Genomic DNA, 23,759 nt, shown 5'->3' on the forward strand with positions numbered 1-23,759 from the left:
TAGAGTACGAACCCCGCCTGCTGGCGGGGTCATTATTATCGGTTTCAGGCCAGTTTACGCAGGAACCCGCAAATCAGGTCGATAAAGTTCTGACGTGAAAGTTCAGCCGCCGCCAGGGTTTGCGCGTGCGAGAGTTTCACATCCCCCAGCCCTTCCGCCAGATTGGTGATCGCCGACACGGCAACCACTTTCAGTCCGCAGTGGCGGGCGGTGATAACTTCAGGTACCACCGACATCCCCACCACATCGCCGCCGATAATTTGCATCATGCGAATCTCTGCGGCCGTCTCAAAGTTAGGTCCCGGATAAGAAACAAATACGCCTTCACTCAGCGTAAAACCCTCGTCGGCAGCTACGGTCTGTAAAATCGCACGATAATCGGCATCATAGGCATTCGCCAGCGAGAAGAAACGCTCACCAAAGCGTTCATCGTTCGGCCCAACCATCGGCGTTCCTGGCATGGTGTTGATATGGTCACTCAGCGCCACCAGACTCCCTGGCCCCACTTCCGGACGCAGAGACCCCGCCGCATTGGTGCAGAACAGCAGTTCGCAACCCAGTAGCTTCATTGTGCGAATAGCGTCGGTCATCACGGTCATGCCGCGCCCCTCGTAGAAGTGCCCCCGTCCTTTCATACAGGCGACCGGAACCCCGGCCAGATGACCGAGCACTAACTCACCGGCATGCCCGTGAACGGTACTCACCGGGAACCCAGGCAGCTTCTCGTAAGAGATCGCCACCGCATCTTCTATCTGCTCAGCCAGCGCGCCTAAACCCGATCCAAGGATAAAAGCGACGCGCGGCGTGAAGTCAGGTTTATAGCCGCGGATAATATCAGCGCTGTTCCAGGGATTCTGGGAAAAGTGGGAGTCGGTCATGAGATGTCCTTATAATCAGCTAGTCACTCATTGAGTGAGGGAGGTAATGGTTATAGCGAGAGTACGCAATCGATTACCAATACAGTTTTCCCGGATGATCGATAGCAAATGTATATCAATCCTGGGCCCGGCAGGCGCGTATGAAGGCTAATTGTCCCTGCCAGAAATAGGAGGATGCACTGAAGGTCTGTCTTTCTATGCCGATATCGTAGGTTTAATGGCAAAAGGAAACCACGATGACCACCATCAACGTCTCAACCCCTTCCGTTCAAAGCGGCGGGAGTAGCGCAAAAACCGCTTCAGGTAACAGTACCGCCGCGCAGATCGCCCAGATTGTGGAGAAAATCACCCAACTGACGCAGAAGCTCAAAGAGGTGCCGGATAGCACTGGCAGCGCGGAAGAGAAGAAAAAACAACAAGAAATGCTCCAGACACAGATCAAAGTGTTGCAGGCACAACTGGCGCAGTTACAGCACCAGCAGGCCGAAGAAGCTCAGCAAAAGCAGGAACAAGCCCAGGTAAACGCGCAAGGCGTTAATCATCCTTCCGACGACCATCAGATTGATGTTTATATCTGATAAAGCGGATCCTGCGCACGTAAATTTGTTAATGCATTCGCCTGGGTGCGGACCACTTCCCACAGCGCCTGGGCGGCTGTCGACAGCGAGCGATTCTTGCGACGCGCCAGCATCAGTTGCCGCTCCACCACCGGCGTCAGTCGCTTCACCTGCAAGTGGCTCCCCTGCGGCAGCGGTAACGCCAGCGCAGGCAAAATGCTAATACCTATTCCTGCTTCTACCATCGGAAACAGCGTCGCCGGATGACCAATCTCCTGCACAATATTGGCCTCTATCGCAAAGTGCGCGAGCGCCGCGTCAATGAGCGGTCGACTCCCCGATGCATAATCCTGTAAGACCAACCGTTCCTCCCGGAGATCCTGCCAGTTCACCCATTCCCGTGTCGCCAGCGAGTGTGACTCATGGCAAAGCAGGAGAAAAGGTTCGGAGAGCACAGCTTCACATTGCAGATCGCTCACCGCCCCCGGATCAATCACAATACCAAAATCCACTTCTCCCTGGCGGATACTCTCCAGTACCCACTGCTGCGGTCGATCGTGCAGGACAAAGTCGATCGCCGGATAGCGCAAGTTGCTTTGCGCAATGCACTGCGGAATGAGATGGGCGGAGATCGTCTGGCTTGCCGCCACGCGGACCGTACCGGTGAGTTGCGTGCCCACCCTACCCGCTTCACGCAGCGTGATGTGTAGCTCATCCAGCAGTCGCTCCAGACGACCCGCCAGTTGTTGGCCGGCGTCCGTCAGCACCACTTCTCGCGTCGTGCGATCCAGCAGTTTAACGCCCGTCTGGCGCTCTAGCTCTTTAATACTGTGGCTCACTGCCGACTGACTCAGGCCAATGCACTCGCCTGCACGGCTAAAACTTTTTTCCTGGGCTACAGTGACAAACACCCGAAGTTGACGCAGTGAATAATTCATCGATTCGATTCATATATAGATGCAATAAATCAATTTTATTTCTCAAAATGAAAAACGCAAAATAAGGACACCGAATTCCTGGAGTATTTATGAATATTTTTCGTATCCTCGATCCGTTTACGCTGACCCTGATTACGGTCGTCCTGCTGGCCTCATTTTTCCCCGCTGAGGGAGATTTTGTGCCTGTTGTTGAAGGCATCACCACCGCGGCCATCGCGCTCCTGTTCTTTATGCACGGGGCAAAGCTCTCACGCGAAGCCATTATCGCGGGCGGCAGCCACTGGCGGTTACACCTGTGGGTGATGTGCAGCACCTTCATTCTGTTCCCGGTGCTCGGCGTATTGTTTGCCTGGTGGGCGCCGGTCAACGTTGATCCGATGCTGTACACCGGCTTTCTGTATCTGTGCATTTTGCCCGCTACGGTACAGTCGGCGATTGCCTTTACGTCGCTGGCGGGAGGAAACGTTGCGGCGGCGGTCTGCTCAGCCTCAGCCTCCAGCCTGCTGGGGATTTTCCTCTCCCCGCTGTTGGTTGGTCTGGTGATGAATATTCACGGCGCAGAAGGCAGTCTGGAGCAGGTCGGGAAAATCATGCTGCAACTGCTGTTGCCATTTGTGCTCGGGCACCTTTCCCGCCCATGGATCGGCAAGTGGGTCGCACGAAATAAAAAATGGATTGCGAAGACCGATCAAACGTCAATTTTGCTGGTGGTTTATTCCGCCTTCAGTGAAGCCGTCGTGAACGGGATCTGGCACAAAGTGGGCTGGGGATCGCTGCTGTTTATCGTCGTGGTCAGCATCGTGTTGCTCGCCATCGTGATTGCTGTAAACATCGTTGTGGCGCGCAAATGCGGCTTCAACAAAGCCGACGAAATCACGATTGTTTTCTGCGGGTCGAAAAAGAGTCTGGCAAACGGCGTCCCCATGGCCAACATCCTTTTCCCGACGTCCGTCATTGGGATGATGGTGCTGCCGCTGATGATCTTCCACCAGATTCAGTTGATGGTCTGTGCAGTACTGGCTCGCCGCTATAAGCGCCAGACCGAACAGTTACAGGCGCGGCAGGACAGCCGCGCCGCCAAAGCTTAAAGCGGGCGCTTCAGGGGCTGAACCAGCTGGCTCAGCCCTTCGGTTTTGATTAGCAGCGTAATTTGCATCAGCTCGCCCAGTTTACCCGCCGGAAACTCATCCTTGCGGGCAAACCACAGCAGATACTCTTCCGGCACATCGATCAGCCGACGCCCTTTATATTTACCAAACGGCATCACCGTGTTGGCAATCTCAACGAGCTGCTCTTTCTCCATCTCAGACACCCAGCAGGCGGAGCATTTCCGCTTCGTCAATCACTGCAATCCCCAGCTCCTGCGCTTTTGCCAGTTTGGACCCGGCCGCTTCGCCAGCAATAACCAGATCGGTCTTCTTCGAGACGCTGCCCGCCACTTTCGCACCGAGCTCCACCAGCCGCGCTTTAGCATCATCGCGCGACATCTGGCTCAGGCTTCCCGTCAGCACTACCGTTTTCCCGGCAAATGGACTGTCAATCTCTTCCGCATTGATCACCACCGGTGCAGGCCAGTGAATGCCTTCCGCCAGCAGTTGCCCGATGACTTCGCGATTGCTCTCTTCAGCAAAGAAATTGAACACATGGGTGGCGACCACAATGCCCACATCGGGGACTTTTTGCAGCTCGTCAATAGACGCCACTTCCAGCGCTTCCAGAGTACCGAAGTAAGCGGCCAGACCAGCGGCCGTGGCCTCTCCAACTTCCCGGATACCGAGTGCATACAGGAAACGGGCAAAGGTGGTCGATTTCGATTTTTCCAGCGCATCCACCACGTTTTGCGCCGACTTCGGCCCCATTCGGTCGAGACCGGTCAGTTTCCCGGCTGTCAGCCGAAACAGGTCCGCCGGCGTGTGGACATACTCTTTCTCGACCAGTTGGTCGATAATTTTGTCGCCTATCCCGTCCACGTCCATCGCACGACGAGACACAAAATGCTTAAGAGACTCTTTACGCTGCGCGCCGCAAATCAGACCGCCGGTACAGCGAGCAACCGCTTCACCTTCCACGCGCTCAACGTCTGAACCGCATACCGGGCAATGCGTCGGAAATGCTACCGGACGCGTGTCGTCCGGACGTTCGGAAAGCACCACGTTGACCACCTGCGGAATAACATCGCCAGCACGGCGAATTACCACCTTATCGCCAATGCGCAGGCCAAGACGTTCGATTTCATCGGCATTATGCAGCGTGGCGTTACTCACCAGCACACCCGCGACCTGTACCGGTTCAAGACGCGCAACGGGAGTAATTGCTCCGGTGCGTCCGACCTGGAACTCCACGTCACGAACAAAGGTCATCTGTTCCTGCGCCGGGAATTTAAAGGCCACCGCCCAGCGCGGCGCACGTGCGACGAAACCCAGTTGCTCCTGTAGCGCCATCGAGTTGACCTTAATCACCACCCCATCGATGTCGAAACCCAGCGTCGGACGGTCCTCTTCCACCTTGTGGTAAAACGCCAGCACCGCTTCCGGCGAGTCACACAGCGTCACGCGATCGCTGACCGGCAACCCCCATGCTTTGAATTGCAGCAGACGCCCCAGATGAGTATCAGGCAGTTCGCCGCCTTCCAGCACGCCAACGCCATAGCAGAAGAAAGTGAGTGGTCGCTTCGCGGTGATACGCGGATCGAGCTGGCGCAGCGAGCCCGCTGCCGCATTTCGCGGGTTAGCAAACAGCTTTCCGCCCGTGCGGCGAGCATCTTCATTGATCTTTTCAAAACCCGCCTGCGGCAGGAAAACTTCGCCTCGCACTTCCAGACGCGTCGGAATGTTATCGCCGTGGAGTTTCAGCGGAATGGCGCGAATAGTCCGCACGTTTGAGGTAATGTCCTCACCGGTCGTACCATCACCGCGAGTTGCGGCACTCACCAGCACCCCGTTTTCATAGAGAATGCTGACCGCCAGACCGTCCAGTTTCAGCTCACAGCACCAGGTCAGCTTGTCACTGCTCTTAAGACGGTCCTGCACGCGCTTGTTAAACGCCAGGAAACTCTCCTCATCAAAGACGTTGTCCAGCGACAACATCGGCACTTCATGACGAATCTGGCTGAAAGACGCCAGCGGCGCAGCGCCCACGCGCTGGGTCGGAGAGTCCGGAGTAATCAGCTCCGGGTGTTGCGCTTCCAGTTCACGCAGCTCGCGCATCAGGCGGTCATATTCTGCATCGGGGATTTCCGGCGCATCCATCACATGGTAAAGATACTCATGATGGCGAAGCGTGGTTCGCAGTTCGGTCAGTTGTTGTTCGATTGATTCCATATCGCACCATCAATGATAAAAAACCCCCGACAGGCGGGGGTTCAGAAAGGAAGTTGTCGTGCCTTGAGTGTATCAGGCGTTCGCGTCTTTCACTTCGCGGATACGGTCCTGATACTCGCGCAATTTTTGCGGCGTCATCATCCGACGCTGATCGTCGAGCACCACACCACCGACTTCATCGGCAATATGCTGTGCGGATTGCAGCATCAGTTTGAAGTTCTGCAGTTCATCGCCGTAAGACGGCACCTGCATAAAGATGGTCACGCCCGGCGTGGTGAAGTCGACCATTTCTGGATCAAACGTACCCGGGTTAACCATATTCGCCAGGCTGAATAACGCCGGGCCGCTGCCATCCGGACTCAGATGACGATGGAAAATATTCATGTCGCCAAACTTGAATCCGGCCTGCTGAATGCTATTGAGCAGCACTTCACCGTTAAGCTCGCTGCCATGATGGGCGGCGACGTTCATGATGATCACCGCTTCTTTACGCTGAGGCTTTTCCGGGGCTGGTGCTTCTTCAACGACGGGCTCAGGCTGTGGCTCGACCACGGGTTCTGCAGGCTGGAAAGCCTGTGGCGACGGCTGCGGTGCAGTCGGCTGAACGGGCTGAATCTGCGGCGCGGCGGGCTGTTGTTGAACCGGCTGCGGCTGATGCACAGGTTGCTGTGGCGCAGGCTGATGCACTGGCTGCGGCTGATGCACAGGTTGCTGTGGCGCAGGCTGATGCACTGGCTGCGGCTGAGCGGATTGCTGCGGCGCAGGCTGTGGCTGGTGTACCGGCTGCTGCGGCGGACGCTGGGCATGCTGCGGCTGTACCGGCACTTCAGGCGATGGCTGAACCGGCTGACGCGGTTGTGCCGACGCATAAGGCGGCTGGTACTGGTGTTGCGGCGACTGGCGAGGAGCTTCATGCTCCTGCGGGTTGCCAGGGGCATGATTCACGCGGTGAACACGAACTTCACCCACGCCTTCGTCTGCTTCGACATCATCGTCATACGAGTCGTCGTCGCGTTTTGATTTCATGCGTTTCAGTGGACGATCGCGGAACATAGAAGATCGTTCTTTACGGCTGGTCCAGAAACCATGTACCAGTAAAGCGATTATGGCGATCGCGCCAACAATGATTAATATCAGACGCAAATCCTGCATCATTATATTCTCTGTTGTTCTAACACCTTGCCACCACGGCAAACATTTACTCACTAAGAGTATTTGCCGATTACGTCAAGTGCAAGTGTACTCTTAGCTTTCACAGCATAAAGATGAACGAAATCGTGCTTTTTGCTGTTTTTTCGAACATTTCCGAACTGTTCTGTGTGCGATAACCCGGTAAGATACCCGTGTTCGCTTAGGACTTATACGAAAAGGAGCATGTCCTGACTATGGTGTCATCATCTGTCACTGCGCCACGCAGCGGTTTTTACTACTTTGCTCAGGGATGGAAACTGGTTTCGCAACCAGGGATCCGTCGCTATGTCATTTTACCGCTATTGGTCAACATCCTGCTAATGGGCAGTGCGTTCTGGTGGCTGTTCACACAGCTGGATGTCTGGATCCCGTCGCTTATGAGTCACGTCCCGGACTGGCTGCAATGGCTGAGCTATCTGCTGTGGCCTGTCGCGGTCATCTCTGTGCTGCTGGTGTTTGGCTATTTTTTCTCGACCCTGGCCAACTGGATTGCCGCGCCGTTTAACGGGCTGCTGGCGGAGCAACTGGAAGCGCGACTCACCGGCGCAACGCCGCCGGACACGGGCATTCTGGGGATCATGAAAGATGTGCCGCGGATTATGAAACGCGAATGGCAAAAGCTGGCCTGGTATCTGCCACGCGCCATCGTACTGCTGATCCTTTACTTTATTCCCGGCATCGGGCAAACCGTCGCCCCCGTACTGTGGTTCCTGTTCAGCGCCTGGATGCTGGCCATTCAGTATTGCGATTACCCTTTTGACAACCATAAAGTGCCGTTTAAAGAGATGCGCACTGCTCTGCGCAGCCGTAAGGTCACCAATATGCAGTTTGGTTCGCTCACCAGCCTGTTTACCCTGATCCCGGTTCTTAATCTCTTCATCATGCCAGTGGCAGTCTGTGGCGCCACGGCGATGTGGGTGGATTGCTATCGTGCTAAGCACGCGTTATGGAAATAACGAAAGTTTGTGTAAATAAGAGGTTGTTTATAACGCCTCTTATTCCATACTGATACCCATTATTTCTTCATAGCATATAGATATGCGAAATCCTTACTTCCCCATATTCGTCTGAAGGGTATGCTGGGAAGGTATCCCAATTTCATACAGTTAAGGACAGGCCATGAGTAAGATTTTTGAAGACAACTCGCTGACTATCGGTCATACGCCGCTGGTTCGACTGAACCGTATCGGTAACGGACGCATTCTGGCGAAGGTGGAATCACGTAACCCGAGCTTCAGCGTGAAATGCCGTATCGGTGCCAATATGATTTGGGATGCTGAAAAACGCGGCGTGCTGAAACCGGGCGTCGAGCTGGTTGAACCCACCAGCGGCAACACGGGTATCGCGCTGGCCTATGTCGCGGCGGCACGTGGTTACAAACTGACGCTGACCATGCCGGAAACCATGAGTATCGAACGTCGTAAACTGCTGAAAGCGCTGGGTGCCAACCTGGTGCTGACCGAAGGCGCAAAAGGCATGAAAGGCGCCATTCAGAAAGCTGAAGAGATTGTCGCCAGCGATCCGGCGAAATATCTGTTGCTTCAGCAGTTCAGCAACCCGGCAAACCCAGAAATTCACGAAAAAACCACCGGTCCGGAAATCTGGGAAGATACCGACGGCCAGGTTGACGTTTTCATCTCCGGCGTGGGGACTGGCGGGACGCTAACCGGCGTCACCCGCTATATTAAAGGCACCAAAGGCAAAACCGACCTGATTACCGTTGCCGTTGAGCCAACGGATTCCCCGGTCATTGCTCAGGCGCTGGCAGGCGAAGAGCTGAAGCCAGGTCCGCACAAAATTCAGGGTATCGGCGCCGGTTTCATTCCGGGTAACCTGGATCTGAAACTGATCGACAAAGTGGTCGCCATCACCAACGAAGAGGCGATCTCCACCGCCCGCCGCCTAATGGAAGAGGAAGGCATTCTTGCCGGTATCTCCTCCGGAGCCGCAGTGGCTGCCGCGCTTAAGCTTCAGGAAGATGAAACCTTTACCAATAAGAATATTGTGGTTATCCTACCGTCATCGGGTGAGCGTTATTTGAGCACTGCACTGTTTGCCGATCTCTTCACAGAGAAAGAATTGCAACAGTAATGCCAGCATGTTAAAAACGCGTAAAAAAGCACCTTTTCAGGTGCTTTTTTGTGGCCTGCTTCAAACTTTCACCCCACCTGCCATTGCTTCACCCCGCCAGGTCTGGTATTTAACCTGATTAATTATTTTGAAGCGCGAAATTAATCGTTACAGGAAAACTGCTAGCTGAATCGATTTTATGATTTGGTTCAAGTATTGATTTAGCGGCATAATGTTTAATGACGAGCGAAACGTCAGCGGCCAGAGGTTGACAGCAACGGATGGCGTAAAACACCTGGTGTGTCGCGCCCGTTTACGCCGGCGCTAACAATACAGGCTAAAGTCAAACCGCCAGGCTAGACTTTAGTTCCACAACACTAAACCTATAAGTTGGGGAAATACAATGTTCCAGCAAGAAGTTACCATTACCGCTCCGAACGGTCTGCACACCCGCCCTGCTGCTCAGTTTGTTAAAGAAGCGAAAGGCTTCACTTCTGAGATTACTGTGACTTCCAACGGCAAAAGCGCCAGCGCGAAAAGCCTGTTTAAACTGCAAACTCTGGGTCTGACTCAGGGTACCGTCGTGACCATCTCTGCAGAAGGTGAAGACGAGCAGAAAGCCGTAGAACATCTGGTCAAGCTGATGGCGGAACTGGAATAAGTTTTTCCGGGTTCTTTTAAAAATCAGTCACAAGTAAGGTAGGGTTATGATTTCAGGCATTTTAGCATCCCCGGGTATCGCTTTCGGCAAAGCACTTTTGCTGAAAGAAGACGAAATCGTCATTGACCGGAAAAAAATTTCTGCCGACAAGGTTGATCAGGAAGTTGAACGTTTTCTGAGCGGTCGTGCCAAGGCATCTGCACAGTTAGAAGCGATCAAAACGAAAGCTGGTGAAACGTTCGGTGAAGAAAAAGAAGCCATTTTCGAAGGGCATATTATGCTGCTCGAAGATGAGGAGCTGGAGCAGGAAATCATAGCCCTGATTAAAGATAAACACATGACGGCTGACGCAGCTGCGCATGAAGTTATCGAAGGTCAGGCCACTGCCCTGGAAGAACTGGATGATGAATACCTGAAAGAACGTGCGGCTGACGTACGTGACATCGGTAAGCGCCTGCTGCGCAACATCCTCGGGCTGGCAATTATTGACCTGAGCGCAATTCAGGATGAAGTCATCCTGGTTGCTGCTGACCTGACCCCGTCAGAAACCGCACAGCTGAACCTGAAAAAGGTGCTGGGTTTCATTACCGACGTGGGCGGCCGCACTTCCCACACCTCTATCATGGCGCGTTCTCTGGAACTGCCAGCCATCGTGGGTACCGGTAGCGTCACCTCTCAGGTGAAAAACGACGATTATCTGATTCTGGATGCCGTAAACAACCAGGTTTACGTCAACCCGACCAACGAAGAAATTGAAAAACTGCGCGCCGTTCAGGAGCAAGTTGCCACTGAAAAAGCGGAACTGGCTAAACTGAAAGATCTGCCTGCCATCACCCTGGATGGCCATCAGGTTGAAGTGTGCGCCAACATCGGTACCGTGCGTGACGTCGAAGGCGCAGAGCGCAACGGTGCGGAAGGTGTGGGTCTGTACCGTACTGAATTCCTGTTTATGGATCGCGACGCGCTGCCGACTGAAGAAGAACAGTTTGCAGCTTACAAAGCCGTGGCTGAAGCGTGTGGCTCTCAGGCGGTGATCGTGCGTACCATGGACATCGGCGGCGACAAAGAGCTGCCGTACATGAACTTCCCGAAAGAAGAAAACCCGTTCCTGGGCTGGCGTGCTGTGCGTATCGCGATGGATCGTAAAGAGATCCTGCGCGATCAGGTTCGCGCTATCCTGCGCGCGTCTGCTTTCGGCAAACTGCGCATTATGTTCCCGATGATCATCTCTGTTGAAGAAGTTCGCGCACTGCGTAAAGAGATCGAAATCTACAAACAGGAACTGCGTGACGAAGGTAAAGCTTTTGACGAGACCATTGAGATTGGCGTGATGGTGGAAACACCGGCTGCGGCAACGATTGCTCGTCATTTAGCCAAAGAAGTTGATTTCTTTAGTATCGGCACCAATGATTTAACGCAGTACACTCTGGCAGTTGACCGTGGTAATGATATGATTTCACATCTCTACCAGCCAATGTCGCCATCTGTCCTCACATTGATCAAGCAAGTTATTGATGCTTCTCATGCTGAAGGTAAATGGACTGGCATGTGTGGTGAGCTTGCAGGCGACGAACGTGCTACACTTCTGTTGCTGGGGATGGGTCTGGACGAATTCTCTATGAGCGCCATTTCTATCCCGCGCATTAAGAAGATTATCCGTAACACGAACTTCGAAGATGCGAAGGTGTTAGCAGAGCAGGCTCTTGCTCAACCGACAACGGACGAGTTAATGACGCTGGTTAACAAGTTCATTGAAGAAAAAACAATCTGCTAATCCACGAGATGCGGCCCAATTTACTGCTTAGGAGAAGATCATGGGTTTGTTCGATAAACTGAAGTCTCTGGTTTCTGATGATAAGAAAGACACCGGAACTATTGAGATTGTTGCACCGCTCTCTGGCGAGATCGTCAACATCGAAGACGTACCGGATGTCGTTTTTGCTGAAAAAATCGTGGGTGATGGCATCGCTATCAAACCAACCGGTAATAAGATGGTTGCACCGGTTGACGGTACCATCGGCAAAATCTTTGAGACCAACCATGCGTTCTCTATCGAATCCGATAGCGGTATCGAACTGTTTGTTCACTTCGGTATCGACACCGTTGAGCTGAAAGGCGAAGGCTTCAAGCGTATCGCTGAAGAAGGACAGCGTGTGAAAGTGGGTGACCCGGTAATTGAATTCGATCTGCCGCTGCTGGAAGAAAAAGCCAAGTCAACCCTGACTCCGGTTGTTATCTCCAACATGGACGAAATCAAAGAACTGATCAAACTGTCCGGTAGCGTGACTGTGGGTGAAACCCCGGTTATCCGCATCAAGAAATAATTCTTGCCGCAGAGAAAAATGGCGCCTTCTGGCGCCATTTTTTTATCTACCGGATGGCAAAACCCGCCTGATGGCGCATACGCCGCCATCCGGCATCAGTTCGCGGTTACAATGGTGAGGTCACCGGGCGATAACACTTTTCACGCATCAGGATTTTCATCCCTTCCGGCCCGCTCTCCAGCATCCGCTTTTCTGAATCAGAAACCAACAGTTCGCATTGATAGCCGCCCGTGATGCCAAACATCGCGCGCGCCACGCAGATATCTTCCAGCGCATTCAGCCCGCTGGTTTCAAAATGTCCCACGATACGTCCCTGCTGACGAACCACTAACCGATAACTCTTCATCGCGCCTCCCCTGCCGGAGGCAGTATAAGTTCGTCACATCCGCATTGCTGCGTCCAGGTCATCACCGCCAGTACGCGTTCCGCGGCCTGTTGCGTTGCCTGCGTCAACGATTTCCCCAACACAATGCCGCTAATCAACTCGGCACAGAACAGATCGCCGGTCCCTTTCAGATCGGTTTCTACCCGCGGGTGCTCAATCACATCCAGCGTTTGGGCCGTGACCACCGCCACATTGATGGTTTCACTGTCCTGTCCTGGCGCGCTGGTGATGACAATCCACTTCAGCGTGTCGGTCAGCAGCGATCTCGCCGCGATAACAGCCTCCTCCAGGGTGCGGCACGGCATATCGCTGAGCATCTCCAGTTCGAAGACATTCGGCGTCAGCCCCTGCGCCAGCGGCAGCAGGTGATGTCGATAGGCATCCGGTATCTCGGCTTTCACATACATTCCGCTGTCGGTATCGCCAATCACCGGATCGACCAGAACAGGAATGTCAGGATGCGTTTGACGAACGTTTTGCAACCATTGCGCCAGCAGCACGATTTGTTCTGCGCTGCCCATATAACCGGTGGTCACAGCCTTTAACTCGCGCAGCGCATCACGCTCGCTTAACGCCAGCAAATAACCGCGGAACCAGTCGGCCGGAATAACGCCCCCGTAGAACGTGTCATAGTGCGGAGTATTACTGAACAGGACGGTAGGCACCGCCGTCACCCGCAAACCCTTTGCTTTGATGGCTGGCACAGCGATGCTATTGCCGACGCTGCCATACACCACCTGTGACTGAACGGCGACAATATCGGTCTGCAACGCCCGATGCTTATCGTCGAAGAGCACTGACTGAATATCACTCTCCTGCTCCATTAACTTCTCCTCTCACTGGACAGCGGGCGGGTGCCTCACTATTATCGTCATATGCTAAAATTCATTTTGTCATAGGTCAATAATGATCGACGGAAAAACCGCCAGCGAAATCTTTGACAGTATACGGCAACACGTCACCAGCGGCGTGTTGTCTGCAGGTGAAACATTGCCGCCGGTACGGGAACTGGCTGCGCAACTCAATGTAAATCGCAATACTGTTGCAGCGGCTTACAAACGCCTGGTGACATCCGGACTGGCGCAAAGTCGTGGCCGCAATGGCACCGTTATTAAAAGCGCCTCGACGCCCATCGCACGCGAAGGCGGCGACCCCCACACGCCGCTTCACGATCTCTCCAGCGGAAATCCTGACCCGACTCGCCTGCCGGACCTGAGCCGTTACTTTGCAAAATGTCATCACGACCACCGCCTGTACGGTGACACGCCGGTTTCCCCGGAGCTAAAGCGCTGGGCCACGCAGTGGATGCAGGATGCCGTTCCCGCTGCGGGTGAAATTGATATCACCAGCGGCGCAATTGACGCCATTGAACGCCTGCTGAGCGCCCATCTGCTGCCCGGCGATAGCGTGGTGGTTGAAGACCCTTGCTTTTTAAGCAGTATCAATATGCTGCGATACGCCGGATTCAGCGCCAGCCCGGTGCGCGTCGACAGTGAAGGGATGCGACCAGAGGGGCTCGAACAGGCGCTGAGTAAAGGCGCCCGGGCAGTGATCGTTACACCTCGGGCGCACAACCCGACGGGATGCAGTTTAAGCGCCGCACGCGCTGGCGCATTACAGGCCATCCTTGCACGATACCCACAGGTACTGGTGATTGTTGACGACCACTTTGCCCTGCTTTCCGCCTGCGCGTGGCATCCGGTGATTGCGGCAGAAACACTCCACTGGTCGATCGTTCGCTCAATGTCGAAAACGCTGGGGCCAGACCTGCGTCTTGCCATTGTCGCCAGCGATCCCGCGACGTCAGCAAAATTACGCCTGCGTCTAAACGCCGGCAGTCAGTGGGTCAGCCACATTTTGCAGGATCTGGTTTACACCTGTCTGGCAGACCCCGTCTGGCAGCAAACGCTCGCCGAATCCCGCCAGTTTTACGCCGATCAGCAGCGCAAACTGGCGCAGGCGCTGCACGCACAAGGCATCAACAATATTTTCCCCGGCGATGGTCTGAACCTGTGGCTACCCCTTGCCGAAGCCAGCCAAAACGTTGCATTCGCGCTGGCGAAATCCGGTTGGCTGGTGCGTGAAGGCGACGCTTTCGGCGTTAACACGCCCGCACAGGGTCTGCGTATCACCCTTTCCACACTCAATGACAACGACATCAACCGCCTGGCCGGCCATCTTCATCAGGCGCTGAGCCAATAACAGGAGAGTATCCGTGCACGTCCATTTTATTATTCACGAATCATTTGAATCGGCAGGCGCTTATTTGCCGTGGGCTGAAACGCGCGGTCATCACATCACCTGGACCCGCGTCTATGACAGCGAACCGGTTCCGGCCAACGCCGATGGCTTTGATATGCTGGTCGTGTTTGGCGGCCCGCAGTCACCGCGCACCACGCTTGCAGAGTGCCCTTATTTTGACTCTAAGGCTGAACAACACCTGATCAACCAGGCTATCTCGGCGGGTCGGATCGTGGTCGGGATCTGTCTGGGTTCACAGTTGATTGGCGAAGCGCTGGGAGCCAGGGTCTGCCAGAGTCCAGAAAAAGAGATTGGTCACTATCCCATTACGCTGACCGAAGCAGGAAAACAGCATCCGTTGCTTGCCCACTTCGGCTCTCCGCTGACGGTCGGCCACTGGCATAACGACATGCCAGGGCTTACCGATCAGGCCACGGTGCTTGCCACAAGCATCGGCTGTCCACGACAGATCGTGCAATACGGCAACTTTGTCTACGGCTTCCAGTGCCATATGGAATTTACTGCCGAGGCGGTGGAAGGACTGATTCAACATTCTGAGCAAGAGCTGGCGGAAGCCAAAGGGAAGCGCTTTATTCGCTCGAAGGCGGAAATGCGCGAATGGGATTATAAGGAAATGAATGAAAAACTCTGGCAGTTCCTGGATCTGCTGGTGAAAAAACGTCAGGGTTAATCCGCATGCCCGGTCATCGCCGGGCAATGGGGTTAAATCCCCGCGCCCTGGCTGAAGTGCTCTTCGCCAAACACGCCGGTAGAGAGATAACGATCGCCGCGATCGCAAATAATCGCCACGACCACCGCGCCCGGATTGGCTTTCGCAATCCGTATTGCACCGGCGACCGCGCCGCCAGAGCTGACGCCACAGAAGATCCCTTCACGTACCGCCAGTTCACGCATAGTGTTCTCCGCGTCTCGCTGGTGAATATCCACGACCTGATCGACAAGCTGAGCATTAAAAATGCCCGGCATGTATTCCGCTGGCCAGCGGCGAATCCCCGGAATGCTGCTGCCCTCTTCCGGTTGCAGACCCACAATAGTGACCGCGCGGGCCTGCTCGCGCAGAAAGCGAGAAACCCCGGTGATAGTACCGGTCGTCCCCATGCTGGAAACAAAATGGGTGAGACGTCCGGACGTTTGCCGCCAGATTTCCGGCCCCGTAGTGGTGTAATGCGCGTATGGGTTATCAGGGTTATTGAACTGGTCCAGCAGCTTGCCTTCGCCGCGCTGAGCCATCTCCAGCGCTAAATCGCGCGCCCCTTCCATCCCCTGCTCTTTGGTCACCAGAATCAGCTCGGCACCGTAGGCGCGCATCGCGGCGCGGCGTTCCTGGCTCATGTTGTCCGGCATCAGTAGCTTCATACGATAGCCTTTCAGGGCCGCAATCATCGCCAGCGCAATGCCAGTGTTCCCGCTGGTAGCCTCAATTAATACATCACCAGGCGTAATCTCCCCGCGTTTTTCCGCTTCAACAATCATCGATAACGCAGCACGATCTTTCACCGACCCCGCCGGGTTATTGCCTTCCAGTTTGACCCAAATTTCAGTGCCATTATCCGGCGTCAACCGCTGCAGCTTCACCAGCGGCGTGTTGCCAATAGTTTGTTCTAATGTGTTCACAATTTCAGTCCACAACCCAGACCTGATAAACCCAGCGCCATCAGGCAAATGTGTATTGCCGGAGGCAGCATAACTGCCTTATCCGGCCTACATAATAAACGCTCTGAGATTACGCTATTTCTGCGAAAACAACATCATCATGACGTTCAATACGCTGATTGCCGTTATACAAGCGTGCATTTTGCAGGCCTACAAACAGACGCTCGCCGCGTACCGGAGCATCGTCCCCTTGCATGACCACGGTCAACGGGTCGTGATACCACCCGAGCGGCTGCACGACCAATTGGGTGTAATGACCTTTCGGGCTGGCTTCAATAACCTGAACAGGCAACGGCGAATCCAGACTGGTACGGCGGCTGATATCGACTTCCCATGGACGCAGGAACAGATCGACCGGCCCCTGATACGCAGGCGTATAGCCCAGCGGCCAGCGGTGTGCGCCAACGTGGAACTGCCCACCACGAATGGTGCCTTGCAGGCGGTTCACTTCACCCATAAATTCCAGTACAAAGCGGGTCGCCGGTTCACGCCAGACCTGATCCGGCGCATCGGCCTGTTCAATATTCCCCTGGCTCATTACCACCACGCGGTCCGCCACTTCAGTGGCCTCTTCCTGATCGTGCGTGACAAAGACGCTGGTGAATTTCAGCTCTTCATGCAGTTGACGCAGCCATCGGCGCAGCTCTTTACGCACCTGCGCATCAAGGGCACCAAACGGCTCATCCAGCAGCAGAATTTGTGGTTCAACCGCTAACGCGCGGGCCAGCGCGACACGTTGTTTTTGCCCACCTGAAAGCTGCGCCGGGAAGCGATCCGCCAGGTGTGCCAGTTGCACCATCTCCAGCAGTGTCGTCACTTTGGCTTTAATCGCCGCCGCATTGGGACGCTCACGACGCGGCAGGACGCTCAGGCCAAAGGCGATGTTGTCGAACACCGTCATATGGCGGAACAGCGCGTAGTGCTGAAAGACAAATCCCACCTTACGATCGCGCGCATGCAGGCGGCTGACGTCGGTACCATGGAAGCGAATATGTCCGCTGGACTGGTGTTCCAGCCCGGCAATAATGCGCAGCAGTGTGGTTTTACCGGAACCGGACGGCCCCAGCAAGGCAACCATCTGACCTGAAGGAATATCCAGTGAGATATCGTTCAGCACCTGGGTGCGACCAAAAGACTTCTTAATATTGGCAATCTCAATGCTCATGATTTTCCTCCTGTTGCGCGCGTTTTTCCTGATTCTCCAGGCGCCATTGCAACATGCTCTTCAAAAACAGGGTAATAATCGCCATCAGCGTCAATAGCGCCGCAGCGGTAAAAGAGCCGACGCTGTTGTAGTCCTGCTCCAGTAATTCAATCTGTAACGGCAGCGACAGGGTTTCGCCGCGAATTGAGCCGGAAACCACCGACACCGCGCCAAACTCGCCAATCGCACGGGCGTTAGTCAGCACCACGCCATACAGCAGCGCCCAGCGAATGTTCGGCAGCGTCACGCGACGGAACATCTGCCAGCCGGATGCGCCCAGCAAAATCGCCGCCTCATCTTCCTGACTGCCCTGACTGAGCATCACCGGCACCAGTTCACGTACCACAAACGGACAGGTGACGAAGATGGTCACCAGCACCATCCCCGGCCAGGAGAACATAATTTGCAGATTATGCTCGTCCAGCCAGCCGCCCAACGGGCCGTTGGAACCGTAAAACAGCAGATACACCAGCCCCGCCACCACCGGCGAGACGGCAAAAGGAATATCCAGCAGCGTCAGCAGCAACTGGCGGCCCGGAAAGTTAAAACGGGTCACCAGCCAGGCCAGCAGAACGCCAAACACCAGGTTCACCGGCACCGCAATCAGGGCGATCAACACCGTCAGCCAGATGGCATGCAGCATATCCGGATCGGCCAGATTCTGTAGCACGGGCATCACCCCTTTGCTGAACGCCTGGACGAAAATGGTGATCATCGGCACCAACAGGATGAACACCGACACCAGCATGCCGGTGCCAATCAGAAACCATTTTCCCCAGTTGATGCGGGGGGCGTCATAACGCTTCAATTGAGTAACTTCCGCCATTAGTGACCTACCACACGTCGGCCAAAGCGACTTTGCAGGGTGTTAATTGAAAACAGCAGCAATAACGATGCCGCGAGGATCACCGAGGCAACCGCGCTGGCGGCAGGGTAATCAAACTCCTGCAAACGAATAAAAATCATCAGCGAGGTGACTTCCGTTTTCCAGGCAATGTTACCGGCGATGAAAATCACTGCGCCGAACTCGCCAAGGCTGCGGGTAAACGACAGCGCGACACCGGCCACCAGCGCAGGTGACAGTTCCGGCAGGACCACCTTGCGAAAGCTTTGCAGCCGCGTGGCGCCCAGGGTTTCCGCCGCTTCTTCATATTCCGGGCCTAACTCTTCGAGTACCGGTTGCACGGTACGCACCACGAACGGAATACTGGTGAACGCCATCGCCACCGCAATGCCAAGCCAGGTGTATGTCACCTTGATATCAAATTTTGCCAGCCATTCGCCGTAGAAACCGTTAACGGAAAACAGCGAAGCCAGCGTCAGACCGGCAACTGCCGTCGGCAGCGCAAACGGCAGGTCCATCAACGCATCCAGCAACGTGCGCCCCGGGAAACGATAGCGGGTTAAAATCCACGCCATCAGCAGGCCAAACACACCGTTAAAAATCGACGCTACAAACGCCGACAATAGCGTCACTTTATAGGCAGCAACCACCTGCGGATTGGTAATCACATCCCAGTATTGCGCCCAGCTCATCTGTGCCAGTTGCATCACTAACGCACTGAGCGGCAGCAGCAAAATCAGGCAAACGAACAGCAGGCTGGTGCCCAGGCTTAAAGTAAAGCCAGGCAATACGCGTCGGGAGGAGACTGCAAACATTACTTACGCCCCGCCGCCAGCAGTTTGTCCAGTTCACCACCGCTGGTGAAATGGGTTTTCATCACCTCAGGCCAGGAGCCAAATTTCTCTTCCACGCGGAACAGTTCGGTCTGTGGGAATTTATCTTTCAGCTTGTCCATCACCTCCGGGTTGTTCACGCGGTAGTAGTAGTCCGTGATGATGGTTTGCGCCTGCGGGCTGTACAGCCAGTTCAGATAGGCTTTCGCCGCTTTCTCGGTGCCGTTGGCCTGCACATTTTTATCCACCCAGGCAACCGGGAACTCAGCCAGAATATTGGTTTTCGGGATAACCACTTCAAAACCCTGCGCTTCATACTGTTTGCGAATGTTGTTCACTTCGGACTCAAAGCTAATCAGCACATCGCCCAGTCCGCGCTCAGCAAACGTCGTGGTCGCACCGCGACCGCCGGTATCAAACACTTCGACGTTTTTCAGGAACTGGGTCATGAACTGTTCGGTTTTGGCTTTATCGCCGCCGTCCGCGTTATCGGCGGCGCCCCAGGCAGCCAGATAGGTGTAACGGGCGTTACCGGAGGTTTTCGGGTTCGGGAAGATCAGCTTCACATCAGAACGGACAAGGTCGTTCCAGTCGCGAATGTTCTTCGGGTTGCCTTTACGTACCAGGAATCCCATCGTGGAGTAAAACGGTGAGCTGTTGTTCGGCAGACGGCTTTGCCAGTCAGCCGGAATCAGCTTGCCTTTGTCATGCAGGATCTGCACATCGGTCACCTGATTGTAGGTCACGACGTCGGCTTTCAGTCCCTGTAAAATTGCCAGCGCCTGCTTTGAGGAGCCCGCGTGCGACTGTTTAATCGTCAGCTTATCGCCGCCGTTATCTTTCGCCCACTGCTGTTCAAACGGCGGGTTAAGGGCAGCAAACAGTTCGCGGGAGACGTCGTACGAGCTGTTCAATAGCTCCGTCGCCTGCGCCTGACCGACCAGTAACAACGACGCCACCAGCGTCAGATATCTTTTTTTCAGTAAGTTAACGGCCATTGCGCACCCTTATAAATTTGATGACTTTCTAATAGCCATAATATTTATAACGAGTGTGAAAGGAGTAACGGTTTTATATACCGTTTACTGATTTGAAAGTTGAAAAGGGAATAAGAGAAACCCCTCCTGATGGTCAGAAGGGGTTGTGCGGTCGTCAGATTCCGACGCTGACGGTCTCCGGCAACGTGCTGCCGCCGTCAATCACGTTTTGCGTGCCCGTGAGATAGCTGGACTCATCCGACGCCAGGAAGGCGGCCAGTTCACCCACTTCCAGCGGGCAGGCCAGTCGACGCAGCGGGATCGCCTTCGCCATTTCGGTCAGCACTGATTCCGGATCGTCCGGGTTAGACTGCTGCGCAATGCTTTCCGCCATCGGGGTACGCACGTAGCCCGGGCAAATCGCATTCACGCGAATCCCCGACTGGGCGTACTCCACCGCCAGCGATTTGGTCAGCCCGACAATCGCGGCCTTCGACAACGCATAGGCCGTTTCGCCCGGATCGGCGACCATATCGCCAGTGACCGAGGACATCATCACGATGCGTCCGTCTTTACGCTTAATCATCTCCGGCAGGACCGCTTTGGTCACGTTCCAGACGCCTTTGATATTCACATCAATGTGGAAGTCGCGATCTTCGTCGCTCATGTCGAGGAAGCTTCCCAGACGGCAAACGCCCGCATTGTTGACCAGAATGTCGATGCGGCCTTCCACCTCTTTCGCTTTCTTCAACGCCGCCGCCACGGAGGCGGGATTGGTCACATCCGCAATCACCGCCGTACAGCGATGCCCGCGGCCACCGAGTTCATCCGCCAGCTTTTCAATCTCATCGGAGATATCCAGCAAGATTAAGTTCGCCCCATGCCGGGCAAACACTTTGGCGATGCCTTCGCCAATGCCCTGTGATGCGCCCGTAATCAATGCTGTTTTGCCCGTGAGTTTACCCATTTCAATGCTCTCCTTGTGAATATGAAGTCTCACACTCCATTAACATTGAAAATACAGGAAAAAAGGATACGTGCTGAGGAACAGCTCACTAATTAAGGTAAATCTTAGATAAAAATCATCCCCGCCGGGGCGGGGACACTATTTTTATGCTGGTCGTAGCGACGTGCGTAAGCGGAAAATTACAGTGCCAGCAAACGGTCCAGCGACGGCGCAAAGTAATACCCGCCGGTCACCGGTTTGGTGAAGCGCAGCATGGCGTCACGTTTTCCGTCGGTGTCGCCAAACATGCTCAGCAGTTGCTGTTCAATGTTATGCAGACGCGCACAGTAGGCGCAGAAATAGAGACCATGAGTACCGCTGGCGGTGCCGTATGGCAGGCTCTGGCGAACAATTTTCAGCCCTTTGCCGTCTTCTTTCAGATCTACACGGCTCAGGTGCGACGTTACTGGGCGATCGTCGCCATCGATCTCTTCGTTGGCTTCTTTGGTACGCCCGATCATCATCTCCTGATCGTGAATACTCATGCGGTTGAGCTGCTTCAGATTGTGTTCCCAGCGCTGAACAAAGACGTAGCTGCCACCCGCATCCACGCCGTCTTTGATGACCGCCACTTCGCGGCGCGTCTCTTCCCCTGCCGGGTTTTCCGTACCGTCGACAAAGCCGCTGAGATCACGCTCTTCCACCCAACGGAAACCGTGGATCTCTTCCTGGACCTCAATGCAATCGCCGAAGGCTTCCATCGCCGCCTGAGCGACAGAGAAGTTCACATCGTGACGCAGAGAAAGAATGTGGATCAGCACATCGTACTGGGTCGCCGGGGCCAGCCCTTTACCGTAAGGGATAAAGTCTTTCAGCTCTTCAGCCCCCACTCCGCCGCTCAGGGCGCGCCAGGTGTTGTTGCCGAAGGCCACGACCGCACCCAGATGGGCGTCCGGGAATGTCGCCTGGAAGGTCGCCAGTTTATCGGCGAACGCTTTGCTGGCACCACGCAGGGCATCAACGTCGCCTTTTACATTCGCTTCAATCCAAATCGCCGCACGGCAATGCTCTGGCAAAATGCCACTCTGAACCTGAGACATCATTCCTCCTGAAAAATGAGAATGCCACGCAATCGTGGCATTGATGGGCGTTATTTTACCCTGTTTTTACGTTCGAGGGTTTGTTCAGACGCAAATTAACGACGCCAGATAATTTTGCTCACTTTCCACGCTTTCAGCGTATCGTCCGGCGGCATTAACCCTTCAGGCCCCTTCCATTCACCGGTAAAGAGATAGCTGATGTGTTGACTGCCTTCGGCTTTACATTCTACTGCGCTCTGCTCAGCGTGGCTGGCAGGCTGACAATTGCCGAACGCTTTGCTGTAGAGGTCGCTAAACGGTGTGCCAATTTCAACGCCCGCGCTGGAAGGAATCCCGCTATCCAGGACATCAATGCGGCTGATGTTTCCCTGCTCGCCGTGAATGACCATCGCCACCTTGTCGCCGTTCATGGCTTCGAAAAAGCGCACCACATTGCCATTCTCGGTCTTCATGCCACTGCGCAGGCGATAGTCGCCGTCCAGCGCATCGGCAATGGCCTGTTCATTTAGCGGCGTCGATGCCGTGAGTGCGCCAACGCCCTGTTCGGTTACTTCTGTCGATGAACCAAACCAGTTCCACGGATTGGCGGCAGACCAGTTTACCGACGACAGCGTCGAACAGCCGGTCAGCACCAGCGGCATAGCACATAACACTACACGCAGCGATTTCATCTCACTTCCTTTCATTAATGATCAACGTTACCTGGAGTCCGGCTTCACCAAAAAGTTCCGTTATTCTTTCTCCAGAGTAAAACAGGCGCGCATCCGTCGGTTGGTCAATAGCCACAAAAGTGCCACGATATCCGCCACCACCAGCGCCAGACCCGCGCCATTGACAGGATCGCCATTGAACCAGAGAACGGGCTGCCAACAGAGCAGGACCACCTGCGCAACAATCAATAGCAGTCGCAATGCCTGCCATAAACGCGGAAAAGTGTAACGTCGCCCGCTCAGTAAAAATGCGAGCACGGCAGGAATGCCGGGTAGCAGCCCCAGCCAAAAGTTGTCGTGATCGGGATAAAACAGATTCAGCAGCGCAGTACCCTGCTCGCGAGAAGAACCGGCGATCACAAACAGCACCCAGGTCCGCGCCTGAAGCAGCAGCACAAGCCAGAACAAAAAGGGCAGACGCAAATGGCCGTGGCCGTCGTAATCTGCAGGATGAAACTCAATATTCTTCATCTTCGATCAGGCGTTTTCCGAGACACAGCACGTCGGAATGCTCATAGCCGAGTCGCTCATACATCCCCAACACCACGTCGTTATCTTCACGCACCATGATCTGAATCTTCGGGCAACCGCGCGCAATGAGTTTTTTCTCAAGCCGGTTAAGCAGCGCATTGGCGATGCCGCGACCGCGAAATTCCGGGTGCACGCCAAGATAATAGGCCGATCCGCGATGACCGTCGTAGCCGCCCATCACCGTCCCTACCACTTCCCCGTTTACTTCCGCAACGAGAAACAGGCTAACGTCATGGTTCACCTTCCGCTCGATATCCATTTCCGGGTCATTCCACGGACGCAACAAATCGCAGCGCTCCCAGAGGGTGATCACCTCTTCGAAATCTTCCTGGCGAAAAACGCGTATCTCCATGGTATTGAGGCCCTTTTCAAGGT

26 protein-coding genes are annotated in these 23,759 nt (G+C 54.7%); 9 read left to right on the forward strand and 17 right to left on the reverse strand.

Annotated elements, in window-relative coordinates; translation table 11 throughout:
- Positions 1 to 44: 44 nt before the first annotated feature.
- A complete protein-coding gene (gene xapA / locus HVX64_RS16380) occupies positions 45 to 878 on the reverse strand; it encodes a xanthosine phosphorylase (protein ID WP_042999916.1) in 834 nt (277 codons plus the stop codon).
- A 236-nt stretch (positions 879 to 1,114) separates the two neighbouring features.
- Between xapA and HVX64_RS16385 the strand changes: the two genes are divergently transcribed.
- Positions 1,115 to 1,456, forward strand: coding sequence for a FlxA-like family protein (locus HVX64_RS16385; RefSeq protein WP_042999915.1), 342 nt, complete (start codon positions 1,115 to 1,117; stop codon positions 1,454 to 1,456).
- Here HVX64_RS16385 and HVX64_RS16390 read toward each other — a convergent pair.
- Positions 1,447 to 2,373, reverse strand: coding sequence for a LysR family transcriptional regulator (locus HVX64_RS16390; protein WP_044258390.1), 927 nt, complete (start codon positions 2,371 to 2,373; stop codon positions 1,447 to 1,449). The two genes, HVX64_RS16385 and HVX64_RS16390, sit on opposite strands and share 10 nt — an antisense overlap.
- Before the next feature lie 89 nt (positions 2,374 to 2,462).
- Here HVX64_RS16390 and HVX64_RS16395 point away from each other — a divergent pair, with 89 nt between their 5' ends.
- Positions 2,463 to 3,461, forward strand: coding sequence for a bile acid:sodium symporter family protein (locus tag HVX64_RS16395; protein WP_044258387.1), 999 nt, complete (start codon positions 2,463 to 2,465; stop codon positions 3,459 to 3,461).
- Here HVX64_RS16395 and HVX64_RS16400 read toward each other — a convergent pair.
- The 3 genes from HVX64_RS16400 to zipA all read right to left on the reverse strand — a co-directional run bounded on the left by HVX64_RS16400 (position 3,458) and on the right by zipA (position 6,848).
- On the reverse strand, positions 3,458 to 3,676 hold the full coding sequence (locus tag HVX64_RS16400; protein ID WP_042317684.1) for a DUF3820 family protein: 219 nt from the start codon (positions 3,674 to 3,676) through the stop codon (positions 3,458 to 3,460). The genes HVX64_RS16395 and HVX64_RS16400 overlap by 4 nt on opposite strands.
- A 1-nt stretch (position 3,677) precedes the next feature.
- Complete coding sequence (gene ligA / locus HVX64_RS16405; protein ID WP_044258385.1) at positions 3,678 to 5,693, reverse strand: NAD-dependent DNA ligase LigA; 2,016 nt, start codon at positions 5,691 to 5,693, stop codon at positions 3,678 to 3,680.
- Between the two features lie 72 nt (positions 5,694 to 5,765).
- Positions 5,766 to 6,848 (reverse strand): cell division protein ZipA, encoded by a 1,083-nt coding sequence (gene zipA / locus HVX64_RS16410; RefSeq protein ID WP_044258384.1) that lies wholly within the window; start codon positions 6,846 to 6,848, stop codon positions 5,766 to 5,768.
- 230 nt (positions 6,849 to 7,078) lie between these two features.
- Between zipA and cysZ the strand changes: the two genes are divergently transcribed.
- The 5 genes from cysZ to crr all read left to right on the forward strand — a co-directional run bounded on the left by cysZ (position 7,079) and on the right by crr (position 11,939).
- Positions 7,079 to 7,840 (forward strand): sulfate transporter CysZ, encoded by a 762-nt coding sequence (gene cysZ, locus HVX64_RS16415; RefSeq protein ID WP_044258382.1) that lies wholly within the window; start codon positions 7,079 to 7,081, stop codon positions 7,838 to 7,840.
- Between the two features lie 163 nt (positions 7,841 to 8,003).
- Positions 8,004 to 8,975 (forward strand): cysteine synthase A, encoded by a 972-nt coding sequence (gene cysK, locus HVX64_RS16420; RefSeq protein WP_042999909.1) that lies wholly within the window; start codon positions 8,004 to 8,006, stop codon positions 8,973 to 8,975.
- A 382-nt stretch (positions 8,976 to 9,357) separates the two neighbouring features.
- Positions 9,358 to 9,615 carry a phosphocarrier protein Hpr gene (ptsH, locus tag HVX64_RS16425; RefSeq protein ID WP_000487600.1) on the forward strand — a complete coding sequence of 86 codons (258 nt, stop codon included), beginning with the start codon at positions 9,358 to 9,360 and terminating at the stop codon, positions 9,613 to 9,615.
- Between the two features lie 46 nt (positions 9,616 to 9,661).
- Positions 9,662 to 11,389 (forward strand): phosphoenolpyruvate-protein phosphotransferase PtsI, encoded by a 1,728-nt coding sequence (gene ptsI / locus HVX64_RS16430; RefSeq protein ID WP_042999907.1) that lies wholly within the window; start codon positions 9,662 to 9,664, stop codon positions 11,387 to 11,389.
- Positions 11,390 to 11,429: 40 nt separating this feature from the next.
- Positions 11,430 to 11,939 (forward strand): PTS glucose transporter subunit IIA, encoded by a 510-nt coding sequence (crr, locus tag HVX64_RS16435; protein ID WP_000522253.1) that lies wholly within the window; start codon positions 11,430 to 11,432, stop codon positions 11,937 to 11,939.
- A 106-nt stretch (positions 11,940 to 12,045) separates the two neighbouring features.
- Here crr and HVX64_RS16440 read toward each other — a convergent pair whose 3' ends face one another.
- Complete coding sequence (locus HVX64_RS16440; protein WP_042999906.1) at positions 12,046 to 12,285, reverse strand: hypothetical protein; 240 nt, start codon at positions 12,283 to 12,285, stop codon at positions 12,046 to 12,048.
- A complete protein-coding gene (gene pdxK, locus HVX64_RS16445; protein ID WP_044258381.1) occupies positions 12,282 to 13,148 on the reverse strand; it encodes a pyridoxine/pyridoxal/pyridoxamine kinase in 867 nt (288 codons plus the stop codon). The genes HVX64_RS16440 and pdxK overlap by 4 nt, the downstream gene beginning before the upstream one ends.
- Positions 13,149 to 13,230: 82 nt before the next feature.
- Between pdxK and ptsJ the strand changes: the two genes are divergently transcribed.
- On the forward strand, positions 13,231 to 14,526 hold the full coding sequence (gene ptsJ, locus HVX64_RS16450; protein WP_042999904.1) for a transcriptional regulator PtsJ: 1,296 nt from the start codon (positions 13,231 to 13,233) through the stop codon (positions 14,524 to 14,526).
- A gap of 13 nt (positions 14,527 to 14,539) precedes the next feature.
- Entirely contained in the window at positions 14,540 to 15,256 is a 717-nt protein-coding gene (locus HVX64_RS16455) for a type 1 glutamine amidotransferase (protein ID WP_042999903.1), read from the forward strand.
- Positions 15,257 to 15,288: 32 nt separating this feature from the next.
- Here the strand turns inward: HVX64_RS16455 and cysM are convergent, their stop codons facing one another.
- From cysM to HVX64_RS16505, 10 genes are all read right to left on the reverse strand, one after another.
- Positions 15,289 to 16,200 carry a cysteine synthase CysM gene (gene cysM / locus HVX64_RS16460; RefSeq protein WP_043001860.1) on the reverse strand — a complete coding sequence of 304 codons (912 nt, stop codon included), beginning with the start codon at positions 16,198 to 16,200 and terminating at the stop codon, positions 15,289 to 15,291.
- Between the two features lie 109 nt (positions 16,201 to 16,309).
- Positions 16,310 to 17,404: a sulfate/thiosulfate ABC transporter ATP-binding protein CysA gene (gene cysA / locus HVX64_RS16465; RefSeq protein WP_044258378.1), complete on the reverse strand. Its 1,095-nt coding sequence runs from the start codon at positions 17,402 to 17,404 to the stop codon at positions 16,310 to 16,312.
- Entirely contained in the window at positions 17,394 to 18,269 is an 876-nt protein-coding gene (gene cysW / locus HVX64_RS16470) for a sulfate/thiosulfate ABC transporter permease CysW (protein ID WP_042999901.1), read from the reverse strand. The genes cysA and cysW overlap by 11 nt, the downstream gene beginning before the upstream one ends.
- Entirely contained in the window at positions 18,269 to 19,102 is an 834-nt protein-coding gene (gene cysT / locus HVX64_RS16475; RefSeq protein WP_042999900.1) for a sulfate/thiosulfate ABC transporter permease CysT, read from the reverse strand. Before cysT ends, cysW begins: the two co-directional genes overlap by 1 nt.
- A complete protein-coding gene (gene cysP, locus HVX64_RS16480) occupies positions 19,102 to 20,118 on the reverse strand; it encodes a thiosulfate/sulfate ABC transporter substrate-binding protein CysP (RefSeq protein ID WP_044258375.1) in 1,017 nt (338 codons plus the stop codon). Before cysP ends, cysT begins: the two co-directional genes overlap by 1 nt.
- 154 nt (positions 20,119 to 20,272) lie before the next feature.
- Positions 20,273 to 21,064: an SDR family oxidoreductase UcpA gene (gene ucpA / locus HVX64_RS16485; RefSeq protein WP_044258374.1), complete on the reverse strand. Its 792-nt coding sequence runs from the start codon at positions 21,062 to 21,064 to the stop codon at positions 20,273 to 20,275.
- A 179-nt stretch (positions 21,065 to 21,243) separates the two neighbouring features.
- On the reverse strand, positions 21,244 to 22,143 hold the full coding sequence (yfeX, locus tag HVX64_RS16490) for a porphyrinogen peroxidase (protein WP_042999897.1): 900 nt from the start codon (positions 22,141 to 22,143) through the stop codon (positions 21,244 to 21,246).
- Between the two features lie 95 nt (positions 22,144 to 22,238).
- On the reverse strand, positions 22,239 to 22,814 hold the full coding sequence (locus tag HVX64_RS16495) for an RpoE-regulated lipoprotein (protein WP_044258372.1): 576 nt from the start codon (positions 22,812 to 22,814) through the stop codon (positions 22,239 to 22,241).
- Between the two features lie 60 nt (positions 22,815 to 22,874).
- Positions 22,875 to 23,324 carry a DUF2919 domain-containing protein gene (locus HVX64_RS16500; protein WP_044258369.1) on the reverse strand — a complete coding sequence of 150 codons (450 nt, stop codon included), beginning with the start codon at positions 23,322 to 23,324 and terminating at the stop codon, positions 22,875 to 22,877.
- The gene (locus HVX64_RS16505) at positions 23,311 to 23,736 is read right to left on the reverse strand and encodes a GNAT family acetyltransferase (protein WP_042317665.1); all 426 of its coding nucleotides are present in this window, start codon (positions 23,734 to 23,736) and stop codon (positions 23,311 to 23,313) included. Before HVX64_RS16505 ends, HVX64_RS16500 begins: the two co-directional genes overlap by 14 nt.
- Positions 23,737 to 23,759 lie beyond the last annotated feature (23 nt).

This window comes from Citrobacter sp. RHB20-C16, assembly GCF_013890155.1.
GTDB classification, from domain to species: Bacteria; Pseudomonadota; Gammaproteobacteria; order Enterobacterales; family Enterobacteriaceae; genus Citrobacter_A; species Citrobacter_A amalonaticus.

Bases quoted from the DNA above. Each gene is read 5' to 3' on its own strand.
- cysA (WP_044258378.1), bottom strand. From the start codon at position 17,404: ATGAGCATTGAGATTGCCAATATTAAGAAGTCTTTTGGTCGCACCCAG.
- ptsJ (WP_042999904.1), top strand. From the start codon at position 13,231: ATGATCGACGGAAAAACCGCCAGCGAAATCTTTGACAGTATACGGCAA.
- xapA (WP_042999916.1), bottom strand. From the start codon at position 878: ATGACCGACTCCCACTTTTCCCAGAATCCCTGGAACAGCGCTGATATT.
- HVX64_RS16505 (WP_042317665.1), bottom strand. From the start codon at position 23,736: ATGGAGATACGCGTTTTTCGCCAGGAAGATTTCGAAGAGGTGATCACC.
- yfeX (WP_042999897.1), bottom strand. From the start codon at position 22,143: ATGTCTCAGGTTCAGAGTGGCATTTTGCCAGAGCATTGCCGTGCGGCG.
- ligA (WP_044258385.1), bottom strand. From the start codon at position 5,693: ATGGAATCAATCGAACAACAACTGACCGAACTGCGAACCACGCTTCGC.
- HVX64_RS16390 (WP_044258390.1), bottom strand. From the start codon at position 2,373: ATGAATTATTCACTGCGTCAACTTCGGGTGTTTGTCACTGTAGCCCAG.
- pdxK (WP_044258381.1), bottom strand. From the start codon at position 13,148: ATGGAGCAGGAGAGTGATATTCAGTCAGTGCTCTTCGACGATAAGCAT.
- HVX64_RS16395 (WP_044258387.1), top strand. From the start codon at position 2,463: ATGAATATTTTTCGTATCCTCGATCCGTTTACGCTGACCCTGATTACG.
- cysP (WP_044258375.1), bottom strand. From the start codon at position 20,118: ATGGCCGTTAACTTACTGAAAAAAAGATATCTGACGCTGGTGGCGTCG.
- HVX64_RS16500 (WP_044258369.1), bottom strand. From the start codon at position 23,324: ATGAAGAATATTGAGTTTCATCCTGCAGATTACGACGGCCACGGCCAT.
- HVX64_RS16495 (WP_044258372.1), bottom strand. From the start codon at position 22,814: ATGAAATCGCTGCGTGTAGTGTTATGTGCTATGCCGCTGGTGCTGACC.
- cysZ (WP_044258382.1), top strand. From the start codon at position 7,079: ATGGTGTCATCATCTGTCACTGCGCCACGCAGCGGTTTTTACTACTTT.
- cysW (WP_042999901.1), bottom strand. From the start codon at position 18,269: ATGGCGGAAGTTACTCAATTGAAGCGTTATGACGCCCCCCGCATCAAC.
- ucpA (WP_044258374.1), bottom strand. From the start codon at position 21,064: ATGGGTAAACTCACGGGCAAAACAGCATTGATTACGGGCGCATCACAG.
- HVX64_RS16400 (WP_042317684.1), bottom strand. From the start codon at position 3,676: ATGGAGAAAGAGCAGCTCGTTGAGATTGCCAACACGGTGATGCCGTTT.
- zipA (WP_044258384.1), bottom strand. From the start codon at position 6,848: ATGATGCAGGATTTGCGTCTGATATTAATCATTGTTGGCGCGATCGCC.
- HVX64_RS16440 (WP_042999906.1), bottom strand. From the start codon at position 12,285: ATGAAGAGTTATCGGTTAGTGGTTCGTCAGCAGGGACGTATCGTGGGA.
- cysT (WP_042999900.1), bottom strand. From the start codon at position 19,102: ATGTTTGCAGTCTCCTCCCGACGCGTATTGCCTGGCTTTACTTTAAGC.
- ptsI (WP_042999907.1), top strand. From the start codon at position 9,662: ATGATTTCAGGCATTTTAGCATCCCCGGGTATCGCTTTCGGCAAAGCA.
- HVX64_RS16385 (WP_042999915.1), top strand. From the start codon at position 1,115: ATGACCACCATCAACGTCTCAACCCCTTCCGTTCAAAGCGGCGGGAGT.
- crr (WP_000522253.1), top strand. From the start codon at position 11,430: ATGGGTTTGTTCGATAAACTGAAGTCTCTGGTTTCTGATGATAAGAAA.
- ptsH (WP_000487600.1), top strand. From the start codon at position 9,358: ATGTTCCAGCAAGAAGTTACCATTACCGCTCCGAACGGTCTGCACACC.
- cysK (WP_042999909.1), top strand. From the start codon at position 8,004: ATGAGTAAGATTTTTGAAGACAACTCGCTGACTATCGGTCATACGCCG.